Below are 12,505 nucleotides of genomic sequence, written 5' to 3' on the forward strand. Positions count from 1 at the left end.
TCAAATGCTCATTTAGTCCACTAAACTCCGCTTTTTCGCCTGTTTCTTGTGCCCTCGGGGTATTTCCTTGTCCCGGCTGCCTCGATAACGTTTTTCAACAGCCTGTTAAAGGAGCAGGTCAGGTATCGCTGGCACCTGCAGAAGCCACTTCACTGGTGTAGACCGTCAGGCTCTGCCCGGCGCGAATGCTGTGGTTTTTCAGGCCATTCCAGGTCTGCAGTGATTTGACACTGACATTGAAACGGTCGGCAATGGTCGACAGGGAATCACCATTTCTGACCTTGTAGTTGACCTTGCTGGATGCCACCTGCTGCTGGGCGCTGCTTTTTTGCAGTGCCTTGAGACTCAGCGTCTGCCCCACTTTCAATGGGGTCCGGGGGTTGAGTTTGTTCAGGGAGGCCAGCTCCTTGACGCTCATCCCGCTCTTCTGGGCAATGGTGTACAGGCTGTCACCCGAACGCACCTTGTAAGAGCGGTTCTTGGCCGGTGCTGGCGCCGAGGATCCCTTGCTGGTGTTGATCTGGGCGATGGTGCGCTGCACCTTGCTGGTCTGGGCGATCTGCTGCTGTGATATGGACTTATACGTGCCCGGGATCATCAGGCTGGTGCCTACTCGCAGGCGGTTGGAGCGCAGCGAGTTAATGTCCTTAATAGCCTGCGCTGAGGTGCCAAAGCGCTCGGCAATAACGCCCAGATTATCGCCACGGCGAACTTCATAGCGACGCCACGCTACCTGCTGCTCCGGGGTGATGTTGTTCAGACCGATACGCAGGGTTTCGGCAGCCTCTATCGGCACCAGCAGACGGCCGGGGCCATCCCCTTTGGGTGCGGTGACGCCGGAGGTATAGCCGGGGTTGAGAGCGCTCAGCTCTGATTTGCTGACACCAGCCAGGTTGGCAGCGGTATCCAGATCGATCTGGCCGTGGGTTTTGACCACGGTGAAATAAGGAGAATTGCTGATGGGCGCCAGCGCTACACCAAAGTCTTCCGGATCATCGACAATCGAGGCCAGAGCCAGCAGACGTGGCACGTAGGTCGCGGTTTCATTGCGCAGATTCAGTGACCAGTAGTCGGTGGGCAGGCCTTTGCCCTGATTACGGCTGATGGCCTGATCGATGGTGCCTTCACCGGCGTTGTAGGCTGCCAGTGCCAGCAGCCAGTCACCGTTATAACGGTCAGCCAGCACCTGCAGATAGTTCAGTGCAGCCTGAGTCGAGTCAACGATGTCACGTCGAGCGTCATACCAGTCGTTTTTGCGCATGCCCAGATGCTTGGCTGTGCCGGGCACGAACTGCCAGGGGCCAGCGGCCTTGGAAGGGGACACCGCCATAGGGTTGTAGGCACTTTCGATAAAAGGTAGCAGTGCGATCTCGGCGGGCATGTTGCGCGCCAGCACCTGGTTCAGTACGTGGTAGTAGTAGGGTGATGCCTGATTACTGACTTTTTCTAGATAGCGTTTGTAACTTTCGTACCATTCCCGTTGACTTAGCACGCGGGGGTTGTCATAAAACCCTTTGAGCTGGAAATTATCACGGGTCTGTTGCCATAGATCGTCGTCTTCCTGCTGGTTCAGACGGATCTCGGGGTCATCAGCAACCTGACGCTGTTCAATGGAACTGCTGCGGGTAGGACGGACATAGGTTGGAACCCGGATATCGTTGTCACGATAGTGGGGAGCATAACCAGTATCCGCCTGCTTCTGGGGCACCTGATTACAGGCACTCAACAGCAGGGAAACACAGGCAAGGCCCAGCCAGGACGTTACACGCGCGGGTTTCGGGGCGATTACAGAACCAACATTACTGAGCAAAACTGCCTCCAATCTGTTGTTCTGCTCTCCGTCCGGCCATTATTTGCTGCGTACCCAGGCATGAACTACCAGCGTGAATCCACGATAAAAAGGCGTTGTCTGTGCCAGAGAAACGCCTGTTTTGTATCTGAAAACGCTGTCTGCCTGAGCTCAAAAATGCTGTCGGAAAGCATCTCTAGTGAGTCGAAACCGCGAGATTCTAAAAAAGCCTGAAGGGTCCGGTCAAGGAAATTGATCAAGAAACGTTCAGAAACGATTCTTCCAATCCCTTATCACTCTAAACACTTCTGTTGCATTAGTGGTATCGATCTGTTCGAGGTTCCCCGCTGCAGCCTGCACCGCAGGCGCTTCTGTCCGCATAAAAGGATTGATCCTGCGCTCTTCTGCCAGTGTGGAGGGCAGGGTAGGCACCTGCTGCTGACGCTTGTGCTGATCGGCCTTGATGGCCTCCTGAATCGCCTGGTTGTGTGGCTCGACAGCAGCGGCAAACGCCAGATTGGATAAGGTGTACTCGTGAGTGCAGTAGACCAGTGTTTCGGCGGGCAGTTCATTAAGACGGTTGAGGGATTGCAGCATCTGCTCCGGCGTGCCTTCAAACAGACGGCCACAGCCTGCCCGAAACAAGGTGTCACCACAGAATACAAATGGCGTCTGGTCAGTAGCGCTGGCAGCGACAAAATAGCCGATGTGATCAAGGGTATGGCCAGGAATAGTCATCACCTGCACCCGTCGCCCGAACAGCAGGAAGGATTCACCCTCATGCATCGGTTCGGAAATACTGCGGATCACCGAGTTGGATGGGCCGTATACCGGAATGCTGGACTGCGGTGACGCCTCCTGCAGCAGGCGCTCAATGCCGCCGGTGTGATCATGATGATGATGGGTGACCAGAATGGTATCGAGCTGCAGCTGGTGTTGTTTGAGGAAGCTGAGGACGGGGTCCGCATCTCCCGGGTCCACAACGGCAGCCCTGTGGCTATCCTCATCAATCCAGCACCAGATGTAGTTGTCGTTGAAGGCCGGGATGGGCGTTATGCGGGGCATTGTACGTCTCCATACGAGGGTTTCTGCTATGATAGCGCTTTTCTTCCGGGGGTAAGCAAGGCGGTTTACGATCAGTGTTGATACTGATCTCTCGTTGCTGCGTCAGGTTGCCGATACCCTGTGACCGATACGCGGCAGGTGGTACACAGGTTCCAGATGATGCACACGCTCCGCCAGCATGGGCTGAGTATGCCCTCAGAATATGAATAAAGTGGTATCGACGATGTCGATGCGTTACTTGCAGTCAACAGGAGGTTGTTTCTTTGAGCGTTGCTTCCGTGAAATTGGCCTCTGTGATTGATGAATCAGCTTACAAGCCGTCGCTGAAAAAGTGGCGTAACTGGCTAGACAGCCCGGCAGGGCAACAACTGCTGGCCGCTGAGCAGCAGGCGCTGGATCGCATCATGCCCGGTCTGTTTGGCTATCATCTGCTGTCGCAAAGTGTGGCTGGCAGCCGGCAACTGGCTCAGCAAAGTACCATCCGCCATATTATGCACAGTCTGCCCAGTGCTCGCGGCGAACTGCCTTTCGGTGGTCTGGTGATGCGTCCGGATGAGCTGCCCTTTGCCGAGAACTCCCTCGATGTCATCGTCCTTCATCATGTACTGGACTTTGCTCGTCAGCCTCATCAGGTGCTGCGTGAGGCCATTCGTGCATTGATTCCTTCTGGCCATTTGGTGGTCGTTGGGTACAATCCTGCCGGCCTTACCCGCCTGCGGCGCTGGCCTGCGCTGAGCAAGAGCCGTCTCAATGACTGGCTGACACTGCTGTCTTGCCGGGTGGAGCATCGTCAGGGTCATTTTGTGCATCGTTTCAATGGCCCGGTGCTTAATTATTGTCAACATGGGTTGGCGGACTGGTTTGGCGTATTCAGCGTCACCGTCGCCTGCAAGGAGGTCAGCAGCATGATCCCGATTCGCCCCAGCTGGCGGGTCAGACCCCTGCTGCCAATGCCTGTGGCACGACCTTCAATGCGCAATCCCAAAGCTATGCGGAACCCCAAAGGTGACAACTGAATCTCAACGAGTAGTGATTTATACCGACGGCGCCTGTCGTGGTAACCCCGGCCCCGGTGGCTGGGGAGCCGCCATGCGTTACCGGGGCGTGGAGCGTACGCTGTGCGGCGGTGAACCACATACGACCAACAACCGTATGGAACTGATGGCCGCCATTGAAGCGCTTCGGGCACTGAAACGGCCCTGCCCTGTGGATCTGTTTACCGATTCCCGCTATGTGCAGCAGGGTATTCAGAGCTGGCTGAAAGGCTGGAAAGCCAAGGGCTGGAAGACGGCCAGCAAGGAGCCGGTGAAGAACAAGGACCTGTGGCAGGCGCTGGATGAGCAAACCCAGCGGCATGATGTGCGCTGGCACTGGGTCAAGGGCCACGCAGGCCATGAAGGCAATGAGCTGGCAGATCAGCTGGCCAATCAGGGACTGGAGCAGGCGCTGGCTGAAGAGCGTGCCAAGTGATCTGATCTATTATTTCTGATGACCTGCTGCGTTGCAGGTCATTATCTTGATGTTCATCCCACCGCAATAAATTCCGCCCAGTCTGTTGGAGGTAGTGAGGCGGTGGAAGCAGGAGCAGAGCGAACCCCATGAGACAGATAATTCTGGATACCGAAACCACCGGTATCGACCCCCTGCAAGGCCATCGTCTGGTGGAGATCGGTTGCGTCGAGCTGGTGGATCGCAAGCACACCGGTCGCCATTTTCACGTCTACATCAATCCCGAGCGTGAAGTGGACCCGGAAGCAGTGGCGGTGCACGGCATTACCGATGAGTTTCTGATTGATAAACCCAAGTTTGCAGCAGTGGTGGACGACTTTCTGGCGTTTGTGACCGGGGCTGAGCTGATCATCCATAACGCGCCGTTCGACGTTGGCTTCCTCAATCATGAATTGAAGATGTACAACCCGGCACTGCAGCGTATCGATGAGATCTGCACCATTACCGACACCCTGGCGATGGCGCGGAAGATGTACCCGGGGCAGAAGAACAACCTGGACGCGCTGTGCCGTCGTCTGGGCGTCGATAACTCCGGGCGTACCCTGCACGGCGCCTTGCTTGACTCCGAGATTCTGGCTGATGTGTATCTGCTGATGACCGGTGGCCAGACCAGCCTGATGCTGGCAGGTGAAGGGGAAGGTGAGGATGATGCCGGTATTATCCGTCGGGTAGTGCGAAAGGCAGCCATCCCGGTGCTGCAACCTACCGAGGCAGAAATGGCCAGCCATCGGCAGTTTCTCGGCAAAATGGGTGTGGATGAAAACGCCTGGTAAGCCAGCCGCGTGTTCAGGCAGGCCGGTCAGATAAAGGAAAGCAGCATGAATGGTCAGGACGCAGTAAGCAGTGAAGAGTCAATGGCAACTGCACAGAGCCGTGAAGCGCTGTTCGCCAGAACATCCGACTGGCTGCGCAGCCATCCTCGCCTGTTTGTGATTACCGGGGCCGGTATCAGCACCGCCTCGGGAATTCCCGACTATCGTGACCACGAAGGTAACTGGAAGCGAAATCCTCCCGTTCAGCATGCGGACTTCATGAAGCAGCAAGCCTGTCGTCAGCGTTTCTGGGCGCGCAGTCTGGTGGGCTGGCCGGTGATGTCGCGGGCGCAGCCCAATGCCGCACACAGAGCGCTGGCAGACTGGGAGCAGCGCGGCAAGGTGGAGTTGCTGGTAACCCAGAATGTCGATGGCCTGCATCAGAAAGCAGGCAGCCAGCAGGTGGTCGATCTGCACGGGCGTTCCGCCGATATTCGTTGCATGTCCTGTGGCCTGCTGATGCCGCGGGATGAACATCACCAGCACATGGCGCTGCTCAACCCGGATTATGCGGCCATGCGCGCGGACACCGCGCCGGATGGTGATGCGGATCTGGATGGCATCGATTTCAGTCACTTTCGGGTGGTCGATTGCCCTGCCTGTAACGGCATTCTTAAGCCCGATGTGGTGTTCTACGGTGATCATGTGCCTCGTGAGCGGGTTGATCGCTCTTTTGCTGCACTGGAGGCGGCAGATGGTGTTCTGGTGATCGGTACGTCGCTGATGGTGTTTTCCAGCTTCCGGTTTTGCCGGCGTGCCCATGAGCTGGGCAAGCCGATGATTGCCATCAATATGGGCAAGACCCGAGCTGATGATCTGCTGCATTTCAAACTGCCGCTGGCGGCTGATCTGGCCTTGCCCCAACTGTCTTCAGGTCTGTAACGCGGTTCGTTGAGCCAGTGCTCTGTGGTATGGCGAACGTTGCGTGGCGAACATTGCGTGACCAATGTTGTGTAAAGAGAGTCGCGTGCTGTAGTGCCTGCAGCACAGGGACCGCCGAACAGTTACCTTGTTTCCCTACTTTTCTATCGATACCAAGGAGCGAATGAGCCCATGTCGAGTATTGTCTTTCTTGATGAAGCGAGTCTGGATTTTGGTGATCTCGATATGCGTGGATTGCATCTGCCGGGTCTGAGCTACGTGAAGTATCCCGGCACCCGGCCGGAACAGGTGCTGGAACGACTGCAGGGGGCCACGGTCGCTATCGTCAACAAGGTGGTACTGACGGCCGACACCATCCAGGCGTTGCCTGACCTCAAGCTGATTCTCGTCTCAGCCACCGGCACCAATAACGTGGATTTGCAGGCGGCACAGGCGCGCGGCATCCCGGTCTGCAACTGTCAGGGTTACGGTACGCCCGCAGTGGCTCAGCATACGCTGATGCTGATGCTGGTGCTGGCAACCCGGTTTACCTGGTATCAGGCCGACATCGCTGAAGGGCGCTGGCAGAAAAGCAGCACCTTCTGTCTGGCGGACTACCCGATGGGTGAACTGGCGGGCAAGACGCTGGGGATCATTGGCTATGGTGAACTGGGGCAGGCGGTTGCCCATCTGGCAAAGGCGTTTGGTATGAAGGTGCTGGTCGCTGCCCGCCCCGGCACCGAAGCGACGGATGGACGCATCGAGCTGGATGCGCTGCTGCCTCAGGTAGACTTCCTGACCCTGCATTGCCCGTTGACAGACGCCACCCGCAATCTGATTGATGCCCGTCGTCTGGGGTTGATGAAAACCCGTGCCATGCTGGTCAATACGGCCCGCGGTGGCATCGTCAACGAACAGGATCTGCATCAGGCGGTGAAGCACGGCATCATTGCCGCTGCGGCAACCGATGTGCTGAGTGTGGAGCCTCCTCGAGAAGGCAACATCCTGCTGGATGAACCGCTTGATAACCTGATTGTTACTCCTCACAACGCTTGGGCCACGGTGGAATCGCGGCAGCGCATGGTGACGCAGTTGAAGGAGAATCTGCGCGGCTGGCATCAGGGGCAGCTGGTGCGGCGAGTCGTATGACCTGCACCTGACAGTGTGGCGATCATCGCTGTACTTTCAGGCTTTGCGTCAAAAGAAAAAATCCGGCGGTTTTCCCGCCGGATTTTTTATTTACGGTTGTTCAGATGAACGTCAGGCACCTTGTTTGCTGGTGACGCCCTGCAGGGTGATGTCTTCGCGTTTACGCCCCAGCGCCAGCAATACCAGCGTCAGGATGACGGGAACGACCGGGTCAAACGCGGTACCGCCAGAGCCGAACAGCAGATTGAGCAGCACCACCATGGTGGCACCTGTGCCCCCGGCGATAGTGGCGGTCACGCTCCAGATACGCAGCTGTGAGCGGGTGTCACTGATACCCAGAGTACGGGTGACAACGTGGAAGTAGGAGTCGTTGAAGTGGCTGAAGCCCACTGTACCGACCGCACAGGCCAGTGCAACAAACAGCGGGTCCAGTTGCAGCCCTGCAATGAGTGGCGCAGTGATGGATGCGGTAGTGATCATACTGACGGTGGCTGAACCCTGAACGGCACGCAACAGCGCAGAAATGAACAGGGGGATCATGATGCCAGGCAGGCCGGAAGCGACCACGGATGAGGCGATGGCATCGCCCGCACCGGATGCTTTCAGGATGGCACCCATGGCGCCGCCTGCACCGGTAACCAGCAGGATGATGCCCGTCTCAGACACGCCACGATCCATGGCGGTGAAGATTTCTTCACGCGACAGCTTGCCGGTCAGACCGTACACGGCGATCAACACGCCGATACCGACAGCGATCACAGGATGCCCCACCAGTTGAATCACATCACCTGCCAGCCCGGGTACGTTGGGGAAGAGGGTGCGGATCAGGATCAGGATGATGGGCAGCACGATGGGGCTGAAGGCCAGCAGGTTGCCGGGCAGATCCTTGTCATCCATATCGCTGATCTGTTCAGCGCTGTCGATGCCTGCTCGTGACAGAATCCAGCTGCCATCTGCGGCAGGCATGCGGAAGAACTGTTCGCCGACGCGACGGGTATACAGCAGGGTGACCAGCAGCATGGGGATGGAGATCACAATACCCCACAGCATGAAGCTACCGATGTCCACATTGAGAATGCCGGCCACACCGACCGGGCCCGGAGTGGGAGGCACCATGGCATGGGTTATGAGCAGGCCGATGGCCAGCGCAGCGCCCAGCCCGACCGCCGATTTGCCGGTGTTGCGCGATATGGCCCGTACCAGTGACTGCAGCAGGATATAGGCCGAGTCACAGAACACCGGTATGGAGACCACCAGCCCGGTCACACCCAGCGCGATGTCCTCGCGGCCTTTGCCAAAGATCTTGATGAAGGTTTTGGCCATGCGTTTGGCGGCACCGGAAATCTCGAAGCAGGCGCCCATCATGACGCCAAAACCGATAATCAGTCCAATGGATGACAGCGTGTTGCCAAAGCCGGTGGTCAGCGTCTTGGTCAGATCAGCTGGCGCCATGCCAGCAAACAGGCCCATGATCAGCGTAGCGATGACCATGGCCGGGAAAACGTGAATGCGGGTGCGCAGCACCATGAACAGCAGGGCGATCATGCCCAGCAGTACACCAATCAGAGTGGTATTCATCGTTAGAACCTCGTAAGCAGGCATGAGCTGACCCGGACAGGTCAGGTTTCAGACTGCTGTCATTGTTGTTGTTATGACGTTTGCTCTTTACTTCGGGTGTTACCGATGGCGGTTCAGCTCAGGTAAGGTTGAGCCCATCCCAGTCCATCCAGAGTGGTGGAGGCAGGTTTGTATTCACAACCTATCCATCCCTGATATCCCAGCTGCTCCAGATGCTGGAACAAGTGGGGATAATTCAGTTCGCCCTGATCCGGTTCATTCCGCTGCGGGACAGAAGCGATCTGGATATGGGCGATATAAGGCAGCAGCGACTCGATCAGGCGGCTCAGGTCGCCGTCCATGATCTGCGCGTGGTAGCAGTCAAACTGCAGACCGACATTGGCGCGGTCGATCTGGTCTATCAGTGCCGCCGCCTGACGCTGATGGCTGATAAAGTAGCCCGGCATGTCACGCTGATTGAGGGGTTCAGTCAGTACTCTGATGCTGTGAGGCGCAAAAAAGTCAGCGGCATGGCGCAGGTTGGCGATGAAGGTCGCCTCATAATCTGCTCGTTGTGCTCCGGCAGGCACTATCCCTGCCATGGCATGGACCTGTTTGCACTGCAATGCCTGCGCGTATTTCAGTACGGTCGGCAGATGGCTGCGAAACTCTTCCTCACGCCCAGGTATCGCTGCCATACCGCGCTCGCCTGCCGCCCAGTCGCCCGGTGGCATGTTGAACAAGGCCTGGGTCAAACCATGTCGGTGCAGTTCGTGCGCCAGCAGGTCGGCATCAAACTCGTACGGAAAGAGAAACTCGACGGCCTTGAAGCCCTGTTCAGCGGCCAGTGCGAAGCGCTGCATAAACGCGACTTCGTTGAACAGCATGGTAAGGTTGGCTGCCAGACGCATCAGACTTTCCTCCGGCTTAATTCAAGGACTTCCTGTTCGCTCAGATAACGGACCTGCTGCTGGGAAAGCAGCAGTGCCAGCCGCGCGGTTTCTTCAAGCTCTTCCATATTGTCCACGGCGTGGTACAGGTCACGGCCGGTGACGACCGGGCCGTGATTGGCCAGCAGAAAGGCATTGTAATTGCGCGCCTGTTCGCCCAGATCACGGGCGATGCGCTCATCTCCCGGGTGGTAATAGGGGATCAGCGGCAGCTGACCGACACGCATGACGTAATAAGGCGTAAACGGGCGAATAACATTGCTGCTGTCCAGACCCTCAAGGCAGGACAGGGCGGTCAGATAGGTGCAGTGCAGATGCACCACGGCGCGCTTGCCGGGGTCATTCTGGTACAGCGACAGGTGGAAGCTCAGCTCCTTGGTGGGTTTGTCGCCCTGCAGGTGGCGACCTTCCTCGTCCACCAGTGACAGGCGTTCCGCCTGCAGACGGCCGAGACAGGAATTGGTAGGCGTGGCGATAATGCGGCCATCATCCAGTCGGGCCGACAGGTTGCCGGAGCCACCGGTGGCATAGCCGCGATTGAACAGGGACAGGCCCAGCTCGACCATGGCCTGACGGGTATCATGCTCGTTCATTGCAGGAACTCCTGAGCGCGGCTGAAGAAACTTTCACTGCCGAAATTGCCGGACTTGAGCGCCATCGACAGCAGGCGGTCGGTGGCGCGTACCCAGGGCACGCCCGGCGCTATCTGCGGGCCAATATGGAAGGCGTTGACGGCCAGTGCCTGAGTGACGCTGCTGGAGGTTTCCCCTCCGGCGATGATGAAGTTACGCACACCCTGCTGGTAAACACCGGCTGCCAGCTGGCCAAACAGCGCTTCAATAGCCTGACTGGCGCGTTCTGCACCATAGGCCTGTTGCGTCGCACTGACCTGATCAGGTGTGGCCGTGGCGTACAGCAGCGGCGCAGGCTGCCCCTGCTGATAGGCTTGCAGGGCCTGTTCGCTGCTCCATTGCTGCAACTCCAGCAAATAGGCGGGGCCGTCTTCCAGACAGCGTTGGATATCGATCATGCGATGTGCCGCCAGAGGCAGATAATGATTTACCTGGCGGTTGGTCATCTCAGAGCAGGAGCCGGACAGAATGAGGCTCGGGCCCGGCGCCGGGCGGCCTTCCGCTTCAGCAGCATGGTTCTGAGCCGTGTCTTCCGTGGCCATCAGTCTGGCCAGCCCGATAGCGAGCCCGGAGCCACCGGTAACTAGTGGCTGGTCGATAACGGCTGCGGCGATATCGAGCAGATGCTGTTCCTGCAGCGTGTCCATGACTGCGTAACGTTTACCCTGTTCCGTCAGCTCCTGCAGGCGTTCGGCAATCACAGCGCTGCCGTGCCTGATAACGTCATAGCTGACCAGTCCGGCCTGACCGCGCGCCTGTGCTTCCATGACTCGGCCCAGATGGCTGTCGGTCATGGGGGTCACCGGGTGATGGCGCATCCCTGACTCACTGAGGAGCTGATCAAACACAAACAGATGACCCTGATAGACCGTCCGTCCATTGACCGGGAGCGACGGGCAAATAATCGCCAGTGGCTGCTGACAGGCATCCAGCAGGGCATCGGTGACAGGGCCAATGTTCCCGGCAGCGGTGCTGTCAAAGGTCGAGCAATACTTGAAGTAGAAACGGTTGCAGCCCGCCTTGCGCAACCATTCGTGGGCCTGCAGTGCTGTATCGACGGCCTGAGCGGCAGGGCAGGAGCGAATCTTGAGGCTGATGACAATGGCCTGAGCGTCAACGGTAACAGGGGCGTCAGGAATGCCGCTCAGCTGCACGGTACTGACGCCATTCTGCACCAGAAAGCCTGCAATATCGGTGGCGCCGGTGAAGTCGTCGGCGATGACGCCGAGTCTGATGGGGACGTATTGAGAGGTGATCATGCCGCTCACTCCTTGCTGACGCCAGGCAGCGCAATGCCAGCGAAGATCTTGATCACGGCGCTGTCATCCTCCTTGCCATAGCCTGCATTGCTGGCGCTGGTAAACATGTTGAGTGCCGTGGAGGCAAGAGGGGTCGGAAACTTCAGGGCCTTGGCTGTATCCGCCACCAGATTCAGATCCTTGACGAAAATATCGACCGCAGACAGCGGTGTGTAGTCGCCATCGACGACATGCTTCATGCGGTTCTCAAACATCCAGGAGTTGCCTGCCGCGTTGGTGACCACGTCATACATCAGCTCCAGCGGAATCCCTGCACGTGCGGCCATGGCCATGGCTTCAGCACCGGCGGCGATATGCACACCTGCCAGCAGCTGGTGAATCACCTTGACGGTCGCCCCCAGACCAATCTGATCACCAATGCGGTAGACCTTTCCAGCAACCGCATCCAGCACGGGTTGTAATCTGGCGAAGGCTTCGTCACTGCCGGAGGCCATTACGGTCATTACGCCTGCGGCAGCTTTGGCGGCACCGCCCGATACCGGTGCATCCAGCATCAGCAGTTGATATTGATTTAGTTGTTGCTCAATGGCGATGGCATCGGCGGCCGACATGGTGGAGGAGATCATCACTGCAGTGCCGGGACGCAGATGAGGGGCAACGCCCTGTTCACCAAAAAGAATGGCATTGACCTGAGCGGCATTGACCACCAGCAGGACCAGACAGTCCAGCTGCGATGCCAGTTCAATGGCAGAAACGGCTACTGCCTTGGCACCGGCATGATGCAAAGCCTCCAGTGCGCCCGGATTGATGTCAAACCCGTAGGTAGGCAGACCGGCGCGAATGCAGGATTGCGCGGCACCCATACCCATGGAACCGAGACCGATGACGCCGACGGAAGAAGCTGAAGTGGTCATTAGGCTAC

12 protein-coding genes are annotated in these 12,505 nt (G+C 57.9%); 5 read left to right on the forward strand and 7 right to left on the reverse strand.

The window, feature by feature from the left end; translation table 11 throughout:
- Positions 1-118: 118 nt before the first annotated feature.
- Positions 119-1,810 (reverse strand): lytic transglycosylase, encoded by a 1,692-nt coding sequence (locus WH50_RS07970; RefSeq protein WP_133251280.1) that lies wholly within the window; start codon positions 1,808-1,810, stop codon positions 119-121.
- Between the two features lie 246 nt (positions 1,811-2,056).
- Positions 2,057-2,854, reverse strand: a complete 798-nt coding sequence (gene gloB / locus WH50_RS07975; RefSeq protein ID WP_110186845.1) for a hydroxyacylglutathione hydrolase — start codon at positions 2,852-2,854, stop codon at positions 2,057-2,059.
- Between the two features lie 263 nt (positions 2,855-3,117).
- Here gloB and WH50_RS07980 point away from each other — a divergent pair, with 263 nt between their 5' ends.
- The 5 genes from WH50_RS07980 (at position 3,118) to WH50_RS08000 (ending at position 7,185) form a co-directional block, all read left to right on the forward strand.
- Positions 3,118-3,870, forward strand: coding sequence for a class I SAM-dependent methyltransferase (locus tag WH50_RS07980; protein ID WP_133251281.1), 753 nt, complete (start codon positions 3,118-3,120; stop codon positions 3,868-3,870).
- Positions 3,860-4,324 carry a ribonuclease HI gene (gene rnhA, locus WH50_RS07985; RefSeq protein ID WP_104153826.1) on the forward strand — a complete coding sequence of 155 codons (465 nt, stop codon included), beginning with the start codon at positions 3,860-3,862 and terminating at the stop codon, positions 4,322-4,324. The genes WH50_RS07980 and rnhA overlap by 11 nt, the downstream gene beginning before the upstream one ends.
- A gap of 128 nt (positions 4,325-4,452) precedes the next feature.
- Positions 4,453-5,136 carry a DNA polymerase III subunit epsilon gene (gene dnaQ / locus WH50_RS07990; RefSeq protein ID WP_110186846.1) on the forward strand — a complete coding sequence of 228 codons (684 nt, stop codon included), beginning with the start codon at positions 4,453-4,455 and terminating at the stop codon, positions 5,134-5,136.
- 45 nt (positions 5,137-5,181) lie between these two features.
- Positions 5,182-6,057, forward strand: a complete 876-nt coding sequence (locus WH50_RS07995; protein ID WP_243410038.1) for an NAD-dependent protein deacetylase — start codon at positions 5,182-5,184, stop codon at positions 6,055-6,057.
- A gap of 171 nt (positions 6,058-6,228) precedes the next feature.
- Positions 6,229-7,185: a 2-hydroxyacid dehydrogenase gene (locus WH50_RS08000; protein ID WP_110186847.1), complete on the forward strand. Its 957-nt coding sequence runs from the start codon at positions 6,229-6,231 to the stop codon at positions 7,183-7,185.
- 111 nt (positions 7,186-7,296) lie between these two features.
- On the opposite strand, the gene WH50_RS08005 is transcribed toward WH50_RS08000, so the two are convergent.
- The 5 genes from WH50_RS08005 to ltnD form a co-directional block, all read right to left on the reverse strand.
- The gene (locus tag WH50_RS08005; protein ID WP_110186848.1) at positions 7,297-8,763 is read right to left on the reverse strand and encodes a GntP family permease; all 1,467 of its coding nucleotides are present in this window, start codon (positions 8,761-8,763) and stop codon (positions 7,297-7,299) included.
- Between the two features lie 113 nt (positions 8,764-8,876).
- Positions 8,877-9,653 carry a 2-oxo-tetronate isomerase gene (otnI, locus tag WH50_RS08010; protein WP_341476828.1) on the reverse strand — a complete coding sequence of 259 codons (777 nt, stop codon included), beginning with the start codon at positions 9,651-9,653 and terminating at the stop codon, positions 8,877-8,879.
- The gene (gene otnC, locus WH50_RS08015) at positions 9,653-10,285 is read right to left on the reverse strand and encodes a 3-oxo-tetronate 4-phosphate decarboxylase (protein ID WP_110186850.1); all 633 of its coding nucleotides are present in this window, start codon (positions 10,283-10,285) and stop codon (positions 9,653-9,655) included. The genes otnI and otnC overlap by 1 nt, the downstream gene beginning before the upstream one ends.
- Positions 10,282-11,583, reverse strand: a complete 1,302-nt coding sequence (gene otnK, locus WH50_RS08020; RefSeq protein WP_110186851.1) for a 3-oxo-tetronate kinase — start codon at positions 11,581-11,583, stop codon at positions 10,282-10,284. Before otnK ends, otnC begins: the two co-directional genes overlap by 4 nt.
- Before the next feature lie 5 nt (positions 11,584-11,588).
- On the reverse strand, positions 11,589-12,497 hold the full coding sequence (ltnD, locus tag WH50_RS08025; protein WP_104153819.1) for an L-threonate dehydrogenase: 909 nt from the start codon (positions 12,495-12,497) through the stop codon (positions 11,589-11,591).
- Between the last annotated feature and the right edge of the window lie 8 nt (positions 12,498-12,505).

The sequence above is a fragment of the Pokkaliibacter plantistimulans genome (genome assembly GCF_003194385.1).
Classification (GTDB): domain Bacteria; phylum Pseudomonadota; class Gammaproteobacteria; order Pseudomonadales; family Balneatricaceae; genus Pokkaliibacter; species Pokkaliibacter plantistimulans.